20 protein-coding genes are annotated in these 17,690 nt (G+C 67.0%); 14 read left to right on the top strand and 6 right to left on the bottom strand.

Translation table 11 applies throughout. The features are described 5' to 3' along the window. Window positions 1-52 precede the first annotated feature (52 nt). Window positions 53-838, bottom strand: coding sequence for a homing endonuclease associated repeat-containing protein (locus EA472_RS23000; RefSeq protein WP_124191334.1), 786 nt, complete (start codon window positions 836-838; stop codon window positions 53-55). An 80-nt stretch (window positions 839-918) separates the two neighbouring features. Here EA472_RS23000 and EA472_RS09855 point away from each other — a divergent pair, with 80 nt between their 5' ends. The 3 genes from EA472_RS09855 to cysE all read left to right on the top strand — a co-directional run bounded on the left by EA472_RS09855 (window position 919) and on the right by cysE (window position 2,949). Continuing rightward, the gene (locus EA472_RS09855; RefSeq protein ID WP_124191333.1) at window positions 919-1,506 is read left to right on the top strand and encodes an IMP cyclohydrolase; all 588 of its coding nucleotides are present in this window, start codon (window positions 919-921) and stop codon (window positions 1,504-1,506) included. Window positions 1,507-1,631: 125 nt separating this feature from the next. Then, on the top strand, window positions 1,632-2,300 hold the full coding sequence (locus EA472_RS09850) for a metallophosphoesterase family protein (protein WP_124191332.1): 669 nt from the start codon (window positions 1,632-1,634) through the stop codon (window positions 2,298-2,300). Between the two features lie 130 nt (window positions 2,301-2,430). After that, window positions 2,431-2,949 (top strand): serine O-acetyltransferase, encoded by a 519-nt coding sequence (gene cysE / locus EA472_RS09845; protein ID WP_124191331.1) that lies wholly within the window; start codon window positions 2,431-2,433, stop codon window positions 2,947-2,949. A 16-nt stretch (window positions 2,950-2,965) separates the two neighbouring features. On the opposite strand, the gene EA472_RS09840 is transcribed toward cysE, so the two are convergent. Further along, window positions 2,966-3,361 carry a hypothetical protein gene (locus EA472_RS09840; RefSeq protein WP_124191330.1) on the bottom strand — a complete coding sequence of 132 codons (396 nt, stop codon included), beginning with the start codon at window positions 3,359-3,361 and terminating at the stop codon, window positions 2,966-2,968. A gap of 53 nt (window positions 3,362-3,414) precedes the next feature. Further along, on the bottom strand, window positions 3,415-3,819 hold the full coding sequence (locus EA472_RS09835) for a hypothetical protein (protein ID WP_124191329.1): 405 nt from the start codon (window positions 3,817-3,819) through the stop codon (window positions 3,415-3,417). A 192-nt stretch (window positions 3,820-4,011) separates the two neighbouring features. On the opposite strand from EA472_RS09835, the gene EA472_RS09830 reads away from it, so the two are divergent. Continuing rightward, window positions 4,012-4,380 (top strand): hypothetical protein, encoded by a 369-nt coding sequence (locus EA472_RS09830; RefSeq protein ID WP_124191328.1) that lies wholly within the window; start codon window positions 4,012-4,014, stop codon window positions 4,378-4,380. Between the two features lie 95 nt (window positions 4,381-4,475). Beyond that, window positions 4,476-6,644, top strand: a complete 2,169-nt coding sequence (locus EA472_RS09825) for an ATP-dependent DNA helicase (RefSeq protein ID WP_124191327.1) — start codon at window positions 4,476-4,478, stop codon at window positions 6,642-6,644. A 27-nt stretch (window positions 6,645-6,671) separates the two neighbouring features. Here the strand turns inward: EA472_RS09825 and EA472_RS09820 are convergent, their stop codons facing one another. The 3 genes from EA472_RS09820 to EA472_RS09810 form a co-directional block, all read right to left on the bottom strand. After that, window positions 6,672-7,025, bottom strand: a complete 354-nt coding sequence (locus EA472_RS09820; protein WP_124191326.1) for a hypothetical protein — start codon at window positions 7,023-7,025, stop codon at window positions 6,672-6,674. 67 nt (window positions 7,026-7,092) lie between these two features. Then, a complete protein-coding gene (locus EA472_RS09815; RefSeq protein ID WP_124191325.1) occupies window positions 7,093-7,593 on the bottom strand; it encodes a 2'-5' RNA ligase family protein in 501 nt (166 codons plus the stop codon). A gap of 91 nt (window positions 7,594-7,684) precedes the next feature. Then, entirely contained in the window at window positions 7,685-7,870 is a 186-nt protein-coding gene (locus EA472_RS09810; protein WP_124191324.1) for a DUF7554 family protein, read from the bottom strand. Window positions 7,871-7,956: 86 nt separating this feature from the next. Between EA472_RS09810 and EA472_RS09805 the strand changes: the two genes are divergently transcribed. From EA472_RS09805 to EA472_RS09765, 9 genes are all read left to right on the top strand, one after another. Next, on the top strand, window positions 7,957-9,144 hold the full coding sequence (locus EA472_RS09805; protein WP_124191323.1) for a helix-turn-helix transcriptional regulator: 1,188 nt from the start codon (window positions 7,957-7,959) through the stop codon (window positions 9,142-9,144). 317 nt (window positions 9,145-9,461) lie between these two features. Then, the gene (locus EA472_RS09800; RefSeq protein WP_124191322.1) at window positions 9,462-10,646 is read left to right on the top strand and encodes an argininosuccinate synthase; all 1,185 of its coding nucleotides are present in this window, start codon (window positions 9,462-9,464) and stop codon (window positions 10,644-10,646) included. Between the two features lie 2 nt (window positions 10,647-10,648). Beyond that, window positions 10,649-12,184, top strand: a complete 1,536-nt coding sequence (gene argH, locus EA472_RS09795) for an argininosuccinate lyase (RefSeq protein ID WP_124191321.1) — start codon at window positions 10,649-10,651, stop codon at window positions 12,182-12,184. A gap of 186 nt (window positions 12,185-12,370) precedes the next feature. Then, on the top strand, window positions 12,371-12,535 hold the full coding sequence (gene lysW / locus EA472_RS09790; protein ID WP_005554620.1) for a lysine biosynthesis protein LysW: 165 nt from the start codon (window positions 12,371-12,373) through the stop codon (window positions 12,533-12,535). A gap of 58 nt (window positions 12,536-12,593) precedes the next feature. Continuing rightward, entirely contained in the window at window positions 12,594-13,517 is a 924-nt protein-coding gene (gene lysX / locus EA472_RS09785; protein ID WP_207891146.1) for a lysine biosynthesis protein LysX, read from the top strand. Further along, window positions 13,517-14,593, top strand: a complete 1,077-nt coding sequence (argC, locus tag EA472_RS09780) for an N-acetyl-gamma-glutamyl-phosphate reductase (protein ID WP_124191319.1) — start codon at window positions 13,517-13,519, stop codon at window positions 14,591-14,593. The genes lysX and argC overlap by 1 nt, the downstream gene beginning before the upstream one ends. Further along, window positions 14,594-15,466: an acetylglutamate/acetylaminoadipate kinase gene (locus EA472_RS09775; RefSeq protein ID WP_124191318.1), complete on the top strand. Its 873-nt coding sequence runs from the start codon at window positions 14,594-14,596 to the stop codon at window positions 15,464-15,466. Continuing rightward, window positions 15,463-16,611: an aspartate aminotransferase family protein gene (locus tag EA472_RS09770; protein WP_124191317.1), complete on the top strand. Its 1,149-nt coding sequence runs from the start codon at window positions 15,463-15,465 to the stop codon at window positions 16,609-16,611. Before EA472_RS09775 ends, EA472_RS09770 begins: the two co-directional genes overlap by 4 nt. Next, entirely contained in the window at window positions 16,608-17,678 is a 1,071-nt protein-coding gene (locus EA472_RS09765; RefSeq protein ID WP_124191316.1) for a [LysW]-lysine hydrolase, read from the top strand. The genes EA472_RS09770 and EA472_RS09765 overlap by 4 nt, the downstream gene beginning before the upstream one ends. Window positions 17,679-17,690: the final 12 nt, after the last annotated feature.

Here is a 17,690-nt window from a genome sequence, read left to right as displayed (position 1 = left end):
CCTTTGTAGGGAAGCCCCGCCGTTCACGGCGGGGAGGATGTCACTGTGAGCGTTAGGAACGCGGAGCATCGTGATGTTCCTTCCGATGGCAATTCGCACAGAGAACCAGACAGCGTTCGGTCTCGAGGGAAACCCGCTGTTTTGGCTTCGACTCCGAGACGAGTTCCGAGACGGTCGCCTCCTTGGTATCACCAGGGTGATGGAAATCTAAACACTCTGGATCCGATTCTGCACACCGGCGACAGCCCGCGTCACGTTTTCGGTCGTGAACCCATCGGCGTAGTTCGCGCTCCGGCGAGGAATAGTGAAGTCGTCGGTGGCAGTTGGCACACAGGACCTTGCAATTTTTGATCTCTTCACGAAGTGCATCTTTTCCGTAACCGAAGGTGACCATCCGGCTAACCGCCATTTCCTTCGTGTGTTCATCGGTATGGTGAAAGTCCAAACAGGCCGCGGCATCGACGCCACACCGTGAACAACCACGGTCGCGCTTTCGGTCGTTGAGCCACGACCGAAGTCGAGATCGACGCTGTAACGTTCGCTCACTGTTCCACTCGGTATTTCTGTAATGCCATCGTTGATCGACGGAGAGGGCCGTCCACGACGTACCCTGCGGAAGGTCGACATCGTCCGGTTTCGGACCGACGCGAGACCCCCTCGAGTAGCTGGTTTCCAGCCCCGCATTTTCTTTTGCAGCGTTCCATCCCCCGACTGTCCGGATGATCGTCGCGGACGCCGGCGTCAATCCCAGTTCCTCGTACTGTGCTTTCGTCGGCGACTCGCCGAGTTCGTCGGCCGCTCGCCGCAAGGCCTTGAGGCACTCGTCCTCGGTCGTCACGGCCGGGTTGGCCGCCCCATCGGATATAAACTCGAGGACGAATCGATATCCCTTTTCCCGCCTCTTGCCCACGTACGAATATGTACGTCGGACGATTCGTCGTCGTCGGCCCGGACGTCGGTGCCTACCGCGTCTCCTCGCGATCGTTTCCCAACCGCCAGATCGTCGCTCGAGACGACGCGCTCACCGTCGGCCCCACCGAGGACGCCCCGGAGACGGATAACCCGTACGTCTCGTACAACTGCCTGCGGGTGGTCGAGACGCCGACCGGCGAGACGGCCGCCTTCGGCAACGGCTCGCACGTCGATCCGATCGCGGAGAAACTCGAACTGGGTTACCCGGCCCGCGACGCGCTGGCGGAGAGCCTGCTCGCGCTGGATTACGAGAAAGACGACTACGACACGCCGCGTATCGCCGCGACGATCGGCGACGACGAGGCGCTGATCGGCACCGTCAGGAGGGACGCGTTGCTCGTCGAGACCGTCGACGAGCCGACGCTGGTCGCGACCTACGAGAAGAACGCACCGGAGTCGATCGACTTCGCGGCCGAGGCGGCCGGCGACGCGGCGAGCGACGCGTACGATCTCGAGTTCGAACACGCGGTCTGTGCGGCCGGCGTCGCCCGGACCGACGCCGGGTTCGAGACGGCGATCGAAAACGGCGACTGATCGCCGCGAGAGCCGCCGGATCAGGACGTCCGTCACGGTTCTGGAACCGACGAAGCGTCTGCCGTCCCCGGGCACGTCGGATCGGTGGACAATCTACATACCGCTCGAGCCGGTTAGTTTCGGCTATGAAAGTCGGGCTCATCTCGGACGTCCACGGGAATCTCGTGGCGCTCGAGGCCGTACTGGCGGACATGCCGCCGGTCGACGAACTGTGCTGTGCGGGCGACGTCGTCGGCTACAACCCCTGGCCGGGCGAGTGCGTCGACGAGCTTCGGGCCCGGGGCGTGCCGACGGTGATGGGGAACCACGACGCCGCGGTCGTCGGGGACGCACCGTTTCGGTTCAACGGGATGGCTCGAGCGGGCGTCGAACACGCCCGGGAGGAACTCACCGACGAGCAACGCCGGTGGCTCGCGTCCCTCCCGACCGAACGCCTCGAGTGCGACGGCAGGGTGAAGCTGGTCCACGGTCACCCCGACGATCCGGACCGCTACACGCGGTATACGTACCCGAAGGAGTTCTCGCCGCGGCTGCTCGCGGACGAGGACGTGCTGGTGCTCGGACACACCCACGTCCAGGGGGCCTCGCAGTACGCGGAGGGAATCGTAGTCAACCCGGGGAGCGTCGGTCAGCCGCGCGACGGCGATCCGCGGGCGGGGTACGCCGTCGTCGACCTCGAGGCGATGGCCGTCGAAACCCACCGCGTCGAGTACGACGTCGACGCGGTCCGGGAGGCGGTGAACGAAGCGGGACTGCCGGTACGGATCGGCCGACGGCTCGCGCGCGGGAAGTGAGCGAGACGGAAGTGCGCCGGGACGAATGTGAGACGGAAATGCGTGGAGCCGAGGGCGAGGAGGTGGACCGAGACGAGCCCTCGGCGGAAAACAACCGTTTTATGCGACCCGCGTCGGTACGCGACGATGGATGTTCGGACGGCTCCGCGAAGACACGCGAGCGATGTGCGAACGCGACCCCGCCGCGACGGGGTGTCTCGAGGTCGCGCTCTGTTATCCCGGCGTGCACGCGATCTGGGGACATCGGATCGCACACCGGCTCTGGAACAGGGGGTTTCGACTCGTCGCGCGGCTGTTCGCACACGTCGTGCGGCTGCTGACCGGCGTGGAAATCCACCCGGCGGCGCGGATCGGTCGTCGGGTGACCATCGACCACGGCATGGGCGTCGTCGTCGGCGAGACGGCCGAGGTCGGCGACGACGTTCACATGTACCACGGCGTCACCCTCGGCGGCGATACGAACGAGCGAGTCAAGCGTCATCCGACGATCGAAGACGGCGTCACGATCGGCGCGAACGCGACGCTGCTGGGAGCCATCACGGTCGGTGCGGACGCCGCCGTCGGCGCCGGATCGGTCGTCACCGACGACGTGGAGGCCGGGACGACCGTCGCGGGGGTTCCCGCACGACGCATCGACGGGCGAGAGTGACCCGGCGGACCGAGAGTTAGTGCTGGGCGTCGTCGACCGCGCCGTCGGCGCCCGGCGGCTGTCCTTCGCCGCGGACACCCTCGTCCGGATCGACGTCGTCCGACTCCACGTTTTCGGAGCCGTCCTCGATCGATTCGCCACCCGCCCCCTCGCTCGAGTCGTCGCCGGGATCGGAGACGTATCCCAGCTCGAGCCAGAGTTTGGCCGTACACTCCATTCGCTCCTCGTCGACCGCCGTCTCAGCTTCCCGTCGGTCGAGGTAGCCGTTACACCGGCCGTGTTGGACGACGTTCATCAGCGTCGCGGCGGAGCCGCACTCGGGACAGTCGAGGGTGTAGTTTCCCTCGTCGTCCTGGTGCCAGGCGTCGGGCGTGAGCTCGGTGTACGCGGCGTCCGGGTTTCGTTCGCTCATACCCGGACGGTAGACGGCGAGCCCGGTAAACGCGAGCCCGGAGTGCGCAACCCTCAGACGACGCTCGAGTCGTCGTCGTAGGCCGCGACGACGGTCGATCCCGGCGGCCGATCGTTCAACACCGCGGTGACCGTCGTCTCCTCGAGGTCGACGGTCGACTCGAGGGGAGTCCAGCGGCCGTCGGCGTCGACGACGACCGCGACGTCGGTCGGGCTCGCACCGGGCGGCAACCGCGACGGCGCGTACGCCAGTTCGATGCGGATCGCCTCGACCGCTTTCAGCCCGTCGAGACCGACCAGATCGACCGGCTCCGACAGCACGTCGACCGGCGGATCGGAGACGCTTCGTTCGAGGGCGACGTCGTCGGGGACGACGCCCGCGACCACGTCGAATCGAGCGCCGACGGGGTCGTGGGAAAACTCCGCGACGGTGCCGGAATCGTACCCGGGGATTGGCATATCCGAGGGAAAGCACTCGAGGGGCAAGGCGGTACACCGCGCAGTAGCCGGCCCTCCCGGTCGTCGAGGGGAACGATCGCGTCGGCCGAACCGGACGGCGAACGGCGGTCCAGCCGAGGACGGATCCGGTCTTCGACCGAGTACCGGAAGCGACAGTATTCTTGTGCGTCCGGTCGAAGGCGCGGACGAACGATGTCGCTCAAGACCGGAATCGTCGCGCTCGTCGCGGGCCTCGCGGCGTTTTTCGCCGTCGGAATGGGCGTGACCGCCGTCACCGTCCACTGGATCGACTTTCCGCTCGTGCTCGGGCTGATGGCCGGAACCGTAGCCGGGCTCGCCGTGACGATCGTGGCGACGATCGGCCTCGAGGAGGGCGTACCGCCACGCCAGCGCCGAACCGCCGGCGTGGTCGTGGGCTTCGGCGTCGGCTTCGTCGGCGGGGCCTTCGGCGGGGCCAGCCTCGAGCCGATCGGTACCCTCGGCGCGGTCGGGATCGGGGTCATCGTCGGGTTCGGCCTCGCGGCCGCCGGCTACGCGCTGAGCGCGTCCGATTCCGGCTAGCGCCGGCGGCGCGGGGGATCGCTCGAGACGAGCCGGGAGCTTCGACGTCGGAACGAGACGAACGCTTTTATCGAAGCGGGAACCAATCACGTACCGTGTCCGAGACGAGTGGCTACATGCGGTTTTTCCCGTACGACGAGCCCTACGAGAACCAGCGCGAGGCGATGGACCGCATCTACAACACGCTGGTTCGCGGCCAGAACGTCCTCTTCGAGGGGGCCTGTGGCACGGGAAAGACCCTCTCGTCGCTCGCACCCGCACTCGAGGTCGCCCGCGAGCAGGACAAGACGGTCGTCATCACGACGGACGTCCACCAGCAGATGCGCCAGTTCGTGGCCGAAGCCCGCGCCATCACCCGCGAAGAGTCGATCCAGGCGATCGTCTTCAAGGGGAAGTCATCGATGTGTCACATCGACGTCGGTTACGAGGAGTGTCAGGCGCTGCGGGACAACACGCGGGCGCTGGTCGACGCCGAACGCGATCGGCACCAGCTCGAGCGCCGTCAGCGGGAGTTGCTCGCGGAGAGCCAGGAGGGAGACGGCGGGGCGGCCGACGCCCGAAGCGCCGTCATGGACGAACTCGAGACGATCGAGGAGCGCCTCGAGGATCTCGAAGCGCAGAACGTCTGTGAGTACTACCGGAACAACCTGACCGAAGAAACGGACGACTTCTTCGCCTGGCTGTTCGAGGACGTCCGCACGCCCGAGGAGATCTACGAGCGCGCCGAGCGCGAGGAGTTCTGCGGCTACGAACTGCTGAAGGAGGGGATCGAGGGCGTCGATCTGGTCGTCTGTAACTACCACCACCTGCTCGATTCGACCATCCGCGAGCAGTTCTTCCGGTGGCTCGGGCGCGATCCCGAGGACGTGATCGCCGTCTTCGACGAGGCCCACAACGTCGAGGACGCCGCGCGAGAGCACGCGACTCGAACCTGTTCCGAACGGACGTTCGAGTCGGCGATCGACGAACTCGCCGAGACCGGCGATCCACGATCGGAGGACGCCACGAACGTCCTCTCGGCGTTTCACCGCGCGCTGGTCGAGACCTACGAGGAGTCGTTCGGCTTCGGCCAGCGAGAGCGGATCGACGAGAACTGGGAGGACGTCCCCATCGCCAACGAAGACCGGCGCGACGATCTCACTCTCGAGTTCTTGCAGCGGTACTCCGGGCGGGGAATCGACGACGATCTCGAGGCCGCGATGAAGCTCGGCCAGGAACTCGACGAGGGGTACGAAGAGGCCTATCGCGAGGGGGAGACGGCGACGCGGACGGAGTGTCAGACCCTGCAGGCCGCGGCGTTCGTCAGCGCGTGGCTGAACGAGGGGTCGAAAGAGGGGCTGTATCCGGTCGTCTCGGTCACCCGCGACGCCGGCACCGACGAGGTCTACGGCCGGGCCGAACTGTACACGTGTCTCCCGCGGCAGGTGACGGGCCGGCTGTTCGACGAGGTGTACGCGACCGTCCTGATGAGCGCGACCCTCCAGCCGTTCGACGTCACCGAGGACGTCCTCGGCCTCGAGGATGCGGTGACGATGGCCTACGGATTGCAGTTCCCTGCGGAGAACCGCCGGACGTACGCCGTCGAGACGCCGCCGCTTTTCTCCTCGGACCGGGACGATCCGGCGGTCCAGGAGACGGTCGCCGAGGCCATCCACGACGCCGTCCGGATGACACCCGGAAACGCGCTCGCGTTCTTTCCCAACTACGGCGAGGCCAGCCGGTACGCGGATCGCCTCGAGCGACGGGGCGAAACGGTGTACCTGGACGAACCCGGCACCGCCGTCGAGGAACTGCGCCGGGAGTTCGTCGACGACGACGGCGGAATCCTCTGTACGTCGCTGTGGGGAACGCTCGCTGAGGGCGTGAGTTTCGACGGCGACGACGCGCGGACGGTGCTCGTCGTCGGGGTTCCCTATCCGCACCTCGACGACCGGGCCGAAGCGGTTCAGGAGGCCTACGACGTCGCGTTCGACGGGACCGACACCGGCTGGCGGTACGCCGTCGAGATTCCGACCGTCCGAAAGACGAGACAGGCCCTCGGCCGCGTGATCCGTTCGCCCGAGGACGTCGGCGTGCGCGCGTTGCTCGACGCGCGTTACTCGAGGGAGGCGAAATCGGATCTCGGCAAGTACAGCGTCAACGGAAGCTTTCCCCACGAAGAGCGCGAGGAGCTGCTCGACATCGATCCCGAGAAGCTCAAGTTCGCGATGTTGAACTTCTACGCCGACCACGGCCGGTACGACGGCGATCCGCCGTCTCCGTGATCGACGACGGGAGCTGCGACGAGCCGGCTACTCGATGGTGACGTCGGCGACGCCGTTGACGATCATCGCGTAGTGGGTTCCGCCGGTTTCGATCGTGACGTCGAACGTCTTCGAGTCTTCGACGCTCCAGACGTCGACGACGCCCTCGTCCGCGTGGTCGAGACGGAAGGTCAGCGCGTCGCGCTCCTGGTCGCTCTCGTCCTCGTCGGGCTGGATGATCTCCGTCACTTCGACCGAGACCGAAAGCTCCGCGCCCTCGTCGGCGGAGAACTCCACCCGTTCGTTCTGTCCGATTTCGGCGTCGACACCGCCGCCGAGTAGGCCGCTACACCCTGCGAGCGCGGTCGCTGTCGAAAGTGCAATAAATGCACGTCGGCGCATACTGAGTGGAGATAGCAACACCGTGACGTAATAGCTTCCGGCCGATCCTCCAGGAGGATCAGATCGATCAGGCGGGCAGCGACACCCGACTGACCGGGAGCCGGTACGCGCCGTCCCAGAACTCGAGTTCGCTGACGGTCCAGGTGATCGGCTCGATCTCGCGGCCGGCCAGCCGTCTGGCGTCGGCGGCGTCGCCGCCGCGGGCCAGCGTTACGTGGGGTACGTAATCGCTTCCCTCGAGTCCGTCGACCGCGTCGAACGTCTCGGTGAGGTCCGCGTGGATCGACTCGAGTCCGGGGCTCTCGACGGCGAGGTAGACGACGGGGGCGGCTCCAAGCGGCGGGTCGGCGAAGTAGTCGATGCCGTCGATTCGCGCTTCGACCGCCGGCGTACCCTCGAGCGCCCGGTGGGCGCGGTGTTGGAGCTGTGAGACGTGATCGGCGTCGCCGAGGCGCTTGAGGAGACAGGAGTGGTCCTCGCGGACGCTATCGAATCCGACGAGTTCCGGATAGAGGTCGTTCGCGAGGGTCCGAACGCGTCCGGGAACCGGAACGTTGACGCTGTACACTTCGACGGAGGTACGGGCCGTCGACCTATGAGTGTGGCGTTTCGAGACGACAGCTTCGGTGGCTCGAGGCGACAACGCGGTGGCTCGAGGGTTAGAGGCGGTCGAACAACCAGAGAACGATGACCAGCAAAATTGCGACCATCAGCAGCGGTCTGACGAGCCCGAGCAGTCCGCTGATCAGCGCGCTCAGAACCTCTATCACGAGGAGAACGGCGACCAGCGCGAGAACGATCTTCAGCAGCGTTTCGACCTCGATCGATCCGCGAGTACGGTCCATACGTTCAGCTTCGCGTGACTGTGTGAAAAACGCACCGTCGTCGCGGTCGGAAAGACCTATTTAGTCGGCTACGACATGTCTTCATAATGGATGCGAGGGGGCTACGGGCCCTCGTCTGTGTGCTCGTGGTGCTTGGGTGCTCGATCGCGCTCGTTCCGTCGGTTTCGGCTGCTGTGGTGGCAGACGCCGGCACGGGAAGTCCCGTGCTCCAGGAGGAACCAGCCGAGAGCGACCAGGACGACGGGGCGCTAAACGAGAGCGAACAAGCCGACGAAGACGATCCCGATGACGGCCAAGACGAGGACGAAGAGCCGGACGAGAGCGCTCGGCTCGACGATGCCAAGGAGGTACACATCGACGTATTCCTGCACGAGAACGGATCCGCGACGTTCGTCGTCGACTATCGGTTCGACAACGATTCGGCCGGAAACTGGGAGACGTTGCGAGACGACGTCGAGGCGAATCCCGACGAGTACGCGGACCGCGAACGATCGGACTGGAACGAGATTCTGGTCGAAGGGGAGAACAAAACCGGCCGTGAGATGGAGATTTCGAACGTCGGGGTGGAGACGGACACGAGTTCCGCGCCGCGGAACCTCGGCCACGTCGAGTTTACGTTCCAGTGGTCGTCGTTCGCCCACGTCGAGTTGAACCGGATCGAAGCGGGCGACGCGCTCGCCGGTTTTACGCTCGTCGACGATACGACCCTGCAGCTGTTCTGGCCCGAATCGTACGCCGTCCGCGAGGTGGATCCCTCCCCCGACGATCCGCCGGACAACTCGATCTTCTGGGACGGCGACGGAACCGAGTTCACCGACGAACAGCCGTGGATCGTCCTGATCGAAAACGGCAGCCCGGCCGACGAACCCGTCGAACCGGAACAGAGCCCGTCGATGCCCTGGCTCGCCGTCGGCGGTGCGCTCGCGCTGCTCGCGCTCGCCGGCACCGTCGGCTGGCTCATCAGACACCGTGCGGGCGATGGCGGGACACCGACCGCCACACCACCCGCCGAGACGCCGCCAGCCCCGAACGGGTCGACGGACGACGCGGGCCAACCGAACGGCCCGCCGGCAGAGCTGTTGAGCAACGAAGAGCGCGTCCTTCGGCTGCTCGAGGAGCACGGCGGGCGGATCAAACAGCAGGAGGTCGTCTCCGAACTCGAGTGGACCGAAGCGAAGACGAGCCAGGTCGTAAGCGGCCTGCGCGAGGACGGCGAGATCGAGGTGTTCCGGATCGGCCGCGAGAACGTGCTTTCGCTACCGGACGACGAGTAGCGCGAACGGCCCCTCGCCGCGGGCGGACGAGTAGCAGGACTTAATACTGACCGCTCACTATCGCACCCCAATGAGTCGCTCCGTCGGGTCCGTATCCGCCGCGATCGGTACCGACGGGACCGTTTCTCCGCCGCGATCGCGACGACCCCGGCGACGGGCTCGCTGAGCCCGTACTCTACTCCACCACCGCCGTCGATCGATCGAACGTTCCAGTTCCCGAGAATGCCTGTTTCTCACGCAGCACCCGCTCTACAATTAAAATTCTTAATCTAAATCAGTGAATTTAAGTCCGTCCTCACGCTGTACTCGAGTACGACATGACACGCGTTGCACTTGCGTTCTCAGGCGGGCTCGACACGACCGTCTGTGTCCCGCTGCTCGAGGAGGAGTACGGATACGACGAGGTAATCGGCGTGACCGTCGACGTCGGTCAGCCGGCCGAGGAGTTCGAGGAAGCCGAGGAAACCGCCGAAGCGCTCAACCTGGAACACTACGTCGTGGACGCGAAAGCCGAGTTCGCGGACCTCTGTTTCGACAGCGTTCGCGCGAACGCGACCTACCAGGGGTACCCGCTGGGAACGGCGCTCGCTCGCCCCGTGATCGCGTCGGCGATCCTCGAGGTCGCCGAGGAACAGGGCTGTACCGGCATCGCCCACGGCTGCACCGGGAAAGGAAACGATCAGCTGCGATTCGAGGCCGTCTGGCGCGACTCCGACCTCGAGGTCATCGCGCCGGTGCGCGAACTGGGGCTCACCCGCGAGTGGGAACAGGAGTACGCCGACGAGAAGGACCTCCCCGTCGAGGGCGGCAGCGGCGGCGACTGGTCGATCGACACCAACCTCTGGAGCCGCTCCGTCGAGGGCGACGAACTCGAGGACCCGAACTACGTCCCGCCGAAGGAGATCTACGACTGGACGGACGATCCCTCGGGCGACACCGAAGAGATCGAGATTACGTTCGAGAACGGGTATCCGACCGCCATCGACGGCGAGGAGATGGATCCCGTCTCGCTGATCGAGCACCTGAACGAGGTCGCCGGCACCTACGGCGTCGGTCGCACGGACTCGATGGAAGACCGCATGCTCGGGCTGAAGGTCCGAGAGAACTACGAACACCCGGCGGCGACGACGCTGCTCAACGCCCACGAAGCGCTCGAGGGGCTCGTGCTCACGCAGGAAGAACGCGAGTTCAAACAGCTGATCGATCAGCGCTGGGCGAAGAAGGGCTACGAGGGGCTGATCGACGCGCCGCTCGTGAGCGCGCTCGAGGGCTTCATCGACGAGACCCAAAAGCGCGTCACGGGAACGGTGACGATCCGCTTCGAGGGCGGGCAGGCCCGCGCGGTCGCACGCGACAGCGAGTACGCCGCCTACTCGGCCGAGCACGCCTCCTTCGACACCGAGTCGGTCGGCAAGATCGACCAGGAGGACGCGACCGGCGTCGCGAAGTACCACGGCTTCCAGCGCCGCCTCGCGAACAGCGTGATCGACGAGGACGACTAGTCATGACCGAGGAGAGCGCTCGCGACGACGACGGCCGCTCCGAACTCGAGCCCGCGGTCGCGACCGACGGCGGCGAGCCGTCTTCGGATCGCCGGGACGACGGGTCGGGCGTCGTCCGCCGGGACCGCTTCAGCGGCGGCCCCGCCCGGAGCTTCCTCTCCTCGCTTGCAGCCGACGAGCGGATCTTCGAGGCCGACCTCGAGGTCGACCGCGCGCACGTCGTCATGCTGGCCGAGCGGGGAATCGTCGAGGACGGCGTGGCCGGCGACGTCCTCACCGCGCTCGACGCGATCGAAGTCGACGGCCACGGCTCGCTGCCCGACGGCGAGGACGTCCACGAGGCGATCGAGACGGCCGTCATCCAGCGCGTCGGCGAGGAGGGTGGCCGGATGCACACCGCGCGCTCGCGCAACGACGAGGTCGCGACCTGCATCCGCTACCGACTGCGCGAGGACGTTCTCGACGCGGTCGAGACGACGCTCGCGCTCCGCGAGTCGCTGTGTGCGGTCGCGGCCGAGCACGGCGAGACGATCATGCCCGGCTACACCCACCTCCAGCCGGCCCAGCCGACCACCGTCGCACACTGGGCGCTCTCCTACGAGGGAGCGGTCCGTCGCGACACCGCGCGGTTGCTCGAGGCGTACGACCGGATCAACGAGTCGCCGCTGGGCGCGGCCGCCTTCGCCGGAACGACGTTCGACGTCGACCGCGAGCGCACCGCCGAACTGCTCGGGTTCGACGGCCTCGTCGAGAACTCGATGGACGCCGCCTCGAGCCGGGACTTCCTGCTCGAGACGACCCAGGCGCTGTCGACGCACGCGACGACGCTGTCGGGGCTCGCGGAGGACCTGGTCGTCTTCGCGAACCGCGGCTTCGTAGACCTCGCGGACGACTACTCCTCGACGTCGTCGATCATGCCCCAGAAGAAGAACCCGGACACGCTCGAACTCGTCCGCGCGGTCGCGGGCAACGCGGCGGGCGGCGTCCAGGGGCTGACGACGACGCTCAAGGGGCTGCCCCGCGCGTACAACCGCGACCTCCAGCGGGCGACGACCCACGCCTGGGAGACCGCCGACGCGGTCACCGAGGCGAGCGAGGTCGCCGCCGGCGCGGTCGCGACGGCCGACTGGAACGGGGACGCCCTGGCCGACGAAGCCGGCGCGGGCTTTTCGACGGCGACCGGCGTCGCCGACCTGCTCGCCGCGAACGGGCTGCCGTTCCGGACGGCCCACGAGGTCGTCGCCGTCGCCGCCGAACGAGGCGACGAGTACGCCGACATAGCGGCCGCAGCCGAGGCCGTCCTCGAGGAGCCACTCGAGTCCTACGTCGACCGCGAGGCCGTCGAGGACGCCCTCGAACCGGCCGAGAGCGTCGCGAGTCGGAACTCCCGCGGTGGACCCGCCCCCGAGGAGGTCGCGACGCAACTCGAATCCGCGCGCGCGGCGCGCTCGGCCGATCGGGAGGCGACGGACGCTGCGACGGACGCGCTCGAGGCGGCTCACGAGGCGCTTCGGACGGAGGTGAACGACTATGTCTGACGTCGTTTCACGTCCGACGCCGCGGCGGCGGTCCCCGCGAGGGGACGAAATAATCACTACATGATATGTCAAACTGAAATTGCGGTGAAATGGCGTCAGCGGTCGGATAGAGGACGGTGCAGATAGTATAATTTTGCTGTTAAGTTCGAAGGCTTTAAGGGTGATCGGCGCGCAGTTGCGAGTACAATGACCGAATGCGTCGAGTGTGGGGCCGAGGTGTCCCTTCACGACGATCTGGAGGTTGGAGAGATCGTTGACTGTACCACCTGCGGAGCCGAACTGGAAGTCGTCGACACCGAGCCGCCAGTCCTCGAGCGAGCCCCCGAGCTCGAAGAGGACTGGGGTGAGTGACCTTGCAGACGGTCGCGACACAGCCGCGTTTGGCTGATCCCCGTCAGGGGTGGTTCGAGTGAAGGTAGGAATACTCTACTCCCGAATCCGCAAGGACGAGAAGCTGCTGCTCAACGAGCTTCGCGAGCGCGACCACGAGGTCGAGAAGATCGACGTCCGCAAACAGGAGTTCGACGTCGGCGAGGTTCCCGAGGAGTTCTCGGAGGTCGACGTCGTCGTCGATCGCTGTCTCGCCACGAGCCGCAGCCTGTACGCCACGAAGTTCCTCGAGGCGTACGGCGTGCCCGTGATCAACAGCCACGAGACGGCCGAGATCTGCGCGGACAAGGTGAAAAACAGCCTCGCGCTCGAGGAGGCGGGCGTGCCGACGCCCGCGACGAAAGTCGCGTTCACGAAAGAGACCGCGATGGACGCCATCGAGAGCTTCGGCTACCCCTGCGTGCTCAAACCCGTCGTCGGCTCCTGGGGTCGGCTGATGGCCAAGATCGACTCGCCGGACGCCGCCGAGGCGATCTTAGAGCACAAGGCGACGCTCGGCCACTACGAGCACAAGGTGTTCTACGTCCAGGAGTTCGTCGAGAAACCCGGTCGCGACATTCGCGTGCTCGCGGCCGACGGCGAGCCGATCGCCGGCATGGTTCGCTCGTCGGACCACTGGATCACGAACGCGGCCAAAGGTGCCGAGACGGACGTCTTCGAACCCGACGACGAGGCCAGAAAGCTCGTCGCACAGGCGAGCGACGCCGTCGGCGGCGGGCTGCTCGGGATCGACCTGATGGAAACTGAAGACGTCTCCGAGTCACACTCGGAGGGCAGCCAGACGGAGTCTGGCCAGCGGTACACCGTCCACGAAGTCAACCACACCGTCGAGTTCAAGGCCCTCGACGGCGCGGTCGACACCGACGTCGCCGCCACCGTCGTCGACTGGCTCGAGACGAAGGCGGTCGACGCGGCCGACGAGGGACTCGAGGTGACCCACTGATGGCGGTCGAAGCCGAGGCCGACGCCGACGACGGAGCGGAGGGCATCACCGCGAGCGTCGTCGGCGGCTCCGGCTTCACGGGCGGCGAACTGCTTCGCCTGCTCGCTTCCCATCCGACCCTCGAGATCGCAGAAGTGACCAGCCGGTCGAAAGCCGGCAAGAGCGTCGGCTCCGTCCACCCGCCGCTTCGCGGGGCGGACCTTCGCTTTACGGAACCCGACGACCTCGAGTCCGTCGACGTGCTGTTCGCGGCGACGCCACACGGCGTCTCGATGGGGCAGATCGACGACTTCTTCGACGTCGCGGACACCGTCGTCGACCTCTCGGCCGACTTCCGCCTCGAGACCGAAGCGCAGTACGACGAGTGGTACGACGGCCACGACGCACCCGAGTACCTGGAGAAGGCGGAGTACGCGCTGCCCGAGATCAACCGCGAGAACCTCGCGGGAGCCGAACTCATCGCGGGCGGCGGCTGCAACGCCACCGCGTCGATCCTCGGACTCTATCCGCTGTTCGAACACGGAATCCTCGACGGTGGAGAGCAGATCGTCGTCGACGTCAAGGTCGGCTCCTCGGAAGGCGGCGCGGGCGGCGGCGAGGCCTCGAGCCACCCCGAGCGCTCGGGCGTCGTTCGCCCCTACGCGCCGACGGGCCACCGCCACGAGGCCGAGATCGAGCAGTTCCTCGGCACCTCGGTCGCCTTTACCTGCCACGCCGTGGACATGATCCGCGGCGCGAGCGCGACGAGCCACGTCTTCCCCTCGGGACCGGTCTCGAAGGGGGAGCTCTGGAAAGCCTACAGGGGCTGTTACGAAGACGAGCCGTTCGTCCGCATGGCCGCCGGCGGCTCCGGCGTCTACCGCTACCCCGAGCCGAAGGCCGTCGCCGGAACGAACTACGCCGAAGTCGGCTTCGAACTCGATCCGTCGAACGAGCGGATCGTCGTCTTCTCGGCCATCGACAACATGATGAAGGGATCGGCCGGACAGGCGGTCCACGCCGCCAATATCGCGCTCGGCTTAGAGGAGACGGCCGGACTCGAGTTCGCGGGGCTACACCCCGTGGGGGCACCGTAAATGACGGTAGTGGTCAAAATCGGCGGCGCGCGCGCCGTCGACCCCGAAGGGGCGCTCGCCGACGTCGCCTCCCTCGTTGCCGACGGGGAGGACGTGGTTCTCACCCACGGCGGCTCGACAGCCGTCGACGAAACGCTCGAGGCACTGGGTCGGGAACCGACCTACGTCGAGACCCCCGGCGGAGTGGTGGGACGGTTTACCGACGAGGAGACGATGGACGTCTTCAAGATGGTGATGCCGGGCAAGCTCAACACCGACCTGGTCGAGAGCCTGCACAACGAGGGCGTGAACGCAGTCGGCCTCTCCGGGACGGACGGCAAGGTACTCGAGGGCAAGCGCAAGTCCGCCGTCCGCGTCAAAGAGGACGGCAAGAAGAAGATCAAACGCGGCGACCACTCGGGCACGATCGAGTCCGTCAACGCGGACTTACTCGAGACGTTACTGTCGGCCGGCTACACGCCCGTCGTCTCGGTGCCCGTGTTGGGCCGCGAGCGCGAGGGCGGCTACACCGCGGTCAACGCCGACGCCGACCGCGCCGCCGCCGCGATCGCGGGTGCGATCGAGGCCGACCTCGTCGTGCTGACGGACGTCTCGGGCATCTACGCCGATCCCGACGACGAGTCCACGAAGTTCGACTCCGCCTCGACGCCCGCGGCGTTCGACGCGGTCAAAGACGCCGCGGAAGGGTTCATGACGAAGAAGGTCATGGCCGCGGAGGAGGCCCTCGAGGGCGGCGCGGCGTCGGTCACCGTCGCCAGTGCGAACGTCGACGAACCGATCACGAACGCGCTCTCCGGCGCGGGCACGACGCTCGAGCCCGGCGCGCTCGCGGACGAGGACGCGAACGAAACCGCACAGGAGGCCACGAAATGAGCGATCACGACTTCGTCTCCGGCGGTAAGCCGATCGGCATCGAGCGCGGCGAGGGACCGTACCTCTACGCGACCGACGGCACCGAGTACCTCGACGCGGGCGCGAGTTACGCGTGTACGCCGCTGGGACACAGCCATCCGGCGGTCGTCGACGCGGTACAGACGCAGGTCGGCGAGTTGACCTTCGTCGACTCCTCGTATCCCGTCCAATCGCGCGAGGACGCCTACGCGGCGCTCGTCACGTCGACGCCCGACGGCCTGGATGGGGCCTGGTTCTGTAACTCCGGGACCGAGGCCAACGAGGCCGCGCTGAAGTTCGCCCGGTCGGCGACCGGCGAGTCGACGATCGTCGCCGCGACCCGCTCGTTCCACGGCCGGACGATGGGATCGCTCGCGGCGACCTGGAAGGACAAGTACAAGAAACCGTTCGAGCCGCTGGCCGGCGACGTGGCGTTCGTCCCCTACGGCGACGGAGACGAACTCGCCGACGCCGTCGACGACGAGACCGCGGCCGTGATCTTGGAGCCGATCCAGGGCGAAGGGGGAATCAACGTTCCGCCCGCGGGCTACCTCGAGACCGCCCGCGAACTGACCGACGAGGCCGGCGCTGCGCTCGTCTTCGACGAGGTCCAGACCGGCATGGGACGAACCGGCGAGATGTGGGCCTGCGAAGGTGCGGGCGTCACGCCCGATATCCTCACGACCGCAAAGGGACTGGGCAACGGTCTGCCCGTCGGCGCGGTCGCGGTCCGGGACTGGATCGCCGACGGCGCGGCCTCGCACAACGCCACGTTCAGCGGCGGCCCCGTCGTCACCGCGGCGGTCCACGCCACGATCTCGACGCTGGTCGAAGAGGAGTGGCCCGCCCACGCCGCCGAGGTCGGCGACTACCTCGTCGACGAACTCGAGGCGGCCCTCGGCGACGAGGTTCGCGAGGTCCGCGGCGAGGGGCTGCTCGTCGGCATCGAGTTGAAACGCGGGGCGAATCGCGTCGCCCGCGACCTGGCGCTCGAACACGAGATTCTCGCGCTTCCGGCGGGTCGGACCGTCCTCCGCCTGCTGCCGCCGCTCGTGATCGGGGAGGAAGAGGCGGATCGACTCGTGGACGCGCTGGGCGCGATCATCGAACCCGACACCGACTCATGAACGCGAGGACGAGCGAACCGACGGACGTACCGCAGGCTGACGCGCGGGAGCTGTTGGTCGACCTCGTCTCGATTCCCTCGCCGACGGGCGAGGAACGCGAAGCAGCCAAACGGCTCGTCGACTTCTTCGAGGCACACAACCGGGAGGTGTGGCTCGACGCGGTCGGCAACGTCCGTGCGCCCGCCGACGATTCCGTCCTGTTGACCTCACACATCGACACCGTGCCGGGGGATATCCCGGTCGAAACCGAGGAAACCGGTGACGACGAGATCCTCTGGGGTCGCGGCAGCGTCGACGCGACGGGACCGCTCGCCGCGATGGCGGCCGCCGCCGTCAGCACGGGCGTCTCGTTCGCGGGCGTCGTCGGCGAGGAGATCGACTCGCGCGGCTCGCGCTATCTGGTCGACAACCGGGACGTCGCCCCCGACGCCGTCGTCAACGGCGAGCCATCCGGGACTGACGGGATCACGCTGGGTTATCGTGGGCTGCTCGCCGGCACCTACGTCGCGACCAGCGAATCCGGACACACGTCCCGTCCGGATCCGAACGCGATCCAACACGCCGTCCGCTGGTGGTCCTCGGTCGAGGAGTACTTCGAAGGCGACGAGTACGAACCCGTCTTCGAGCAGGTGACGACCAAGCCGGTCGCCATCGAGGGCGGCGTCAGCGACGACGGCCTCTCCGTCGAGACGACGATGGACGTCCAACTTCGCGTCCCGCCGGCGCTCACCGTCGAGACCGTCCGGGAGGCCGCGGAAGGCGAACTCGAGGTCGGAACGGTGACCTGGAAGGACAAGGTTGCGCCCGTGATGATGAGTCCCCGAACGGAGGTCGCACGGGCGTTTCGCGTCGCCATCCGGGCGGAAGGCGAAGATCCACGTCTGGTCCGAAAGACCGGAACCAGCGACATGAACATCTTTGCCGGAGCGTGGGACTGCCCGATGGTGACGTACGGCCCGGGCAACTCCGATCTCGATCACGCACCCGACGAGCGGCTCTCGCTGTCGGAGTTCGATCGGTCGATCGCCATCCTCGAGCGCGTCGCGCGGACGCTCACCGAGAACTGAACGCAGATATTC

The organism is Natrarchaeobius oligotrophus, assembly GCF_003841465.1.
GTDB classification, from domain to species: domain Archaea; phylum Halobacteriota; class Halobacteria; order Halobacteriales; family Natrialbaceae; genus Natrarchaeobius; species Natrarchaeobius oligotrophus.
Note: the sequence above shows the minus strand (reverse complement) of the source record. Positions and strands in the feature narration are given on the sequence as shown.

What these genes read in the sequence shown, in the direction of transcription:
- EA472_RS09855 (WP_124191333.1), top strand. Translation starts at nt 919, where the DNA reads ATGTACGTCGGACGATTCGTCGTCGTCGGCCCGGACGTCGGTGCCTAC.
- EA472_RS09850 (WP_124191332.1), top strand. Translation starts at nt 1,632, where the DNA reads ATGAAAGTCGGGCTCATCTCGGACGTCCACGGGAATCTCGTGGCGCTC.
- cysE (WP_124191331.1), top strand. Translation starts at nt 2,431, where the DNA reads ATGTTCGGACGGCTCCGCGAAGACACGCGAGCGATGTGCGAACGCGAC.
- EA472_RS09840 (WP_124191330.1), bottom strand. Translation starts at nt 3,361, where the DNA reads ATGAGCGAACGAAACCCGGACGCCGCGTACACCGAGCTCACGCCCGAC.
- EA472_RS09835 (WP_124191329.1), bottom strand. Translation starts at nt 3,819, where the DNA reads ATGCCAATCCCCGGGTACGATTCCGGCACCGTCGCGGAGTTTTCCCAC.
- EA472_RS09830 (WP_124191328.1), top strand. Translation starts at nt 4,012, where the DNA reads ATGTCGCTCAAGACCGGAATCGTCGCGCTCGTCGCGGGCCTCGCGGCG.
- EA472_RS09820 (WP_124191326.1), bottom strand. Translation starts at nt 7,025, where the DNA reads ATGCGCCGACGTGCATTTATTGCACTTTCGACAGCGACCGCGCTCGCA.
- EA472_RS09810 (WP_124191324.1), bottom strand. Translation starts at nt 7,870, where the DNA reads ATGGACCGTACTCGCGGATCGATCGAGGTCGAAACGCTGCTGAAGATC.
- EA472_RS09805 (WP_124191323.1), top strand. Translation starts at nt 7,957, where the DNA reads ATGGATGCGAGGGGGCTACGGGCCCTCGTCTGTGTGCTCGTGGTGCTT.
- EA472_RS09800 (WP_124191322.1), top strand. Translation starts at nt 9,462, where the DNA reads ATGACACGCGTTGCACTTGCGTTCTCAGGCGGGCTCGACACGACCGTC.
- argH (WP_124191321.1), top strand. Translation starts at nt 10,649, where the DNA reads ATGACCGAGGAGAGCGCTCGCGACGACGACGGCCGCTCCGAACTCGAG.
- lysW (WP_005554620.1), top strand. Translation starts at nt 12,371, where the DNA reads ATGACCGAATGCGTCGAGTGTGGGGCCGAGGTGTCCCTTCACGACGAT.
- argC (WP_124191319.1), top strand. Translation starts at nt 13,517, where the DNA reads ATGGCGGTCGAAGCCGAGGCCGACGCCGACGACGGAGCGGAGGGCATC.
- EA472_RS09775 (WP_124191318.1), top strand. Translation starts at nt 14,594, where the DNA reads ATGACGGTAGTGGTCAAAATCGGCGGCGCGCGCGCCGTCGACCCCGAA.
- EA472_RS09770 (WP_124191317.1), top strand. Translation starts at nt 15,463, where the DNA reads ATGAGCGATCACGACTTCGTCTCCGGCGGTAAGCCGATCGGCATCGAG.
- EA472_RS09765 (WP_124191316.1), top strand. Translation starts at nt 16,608, where the DNA reads ATGAACGCGAGGACGAGCGAACCGACGGACGTACCGCAGGCTGACGCG.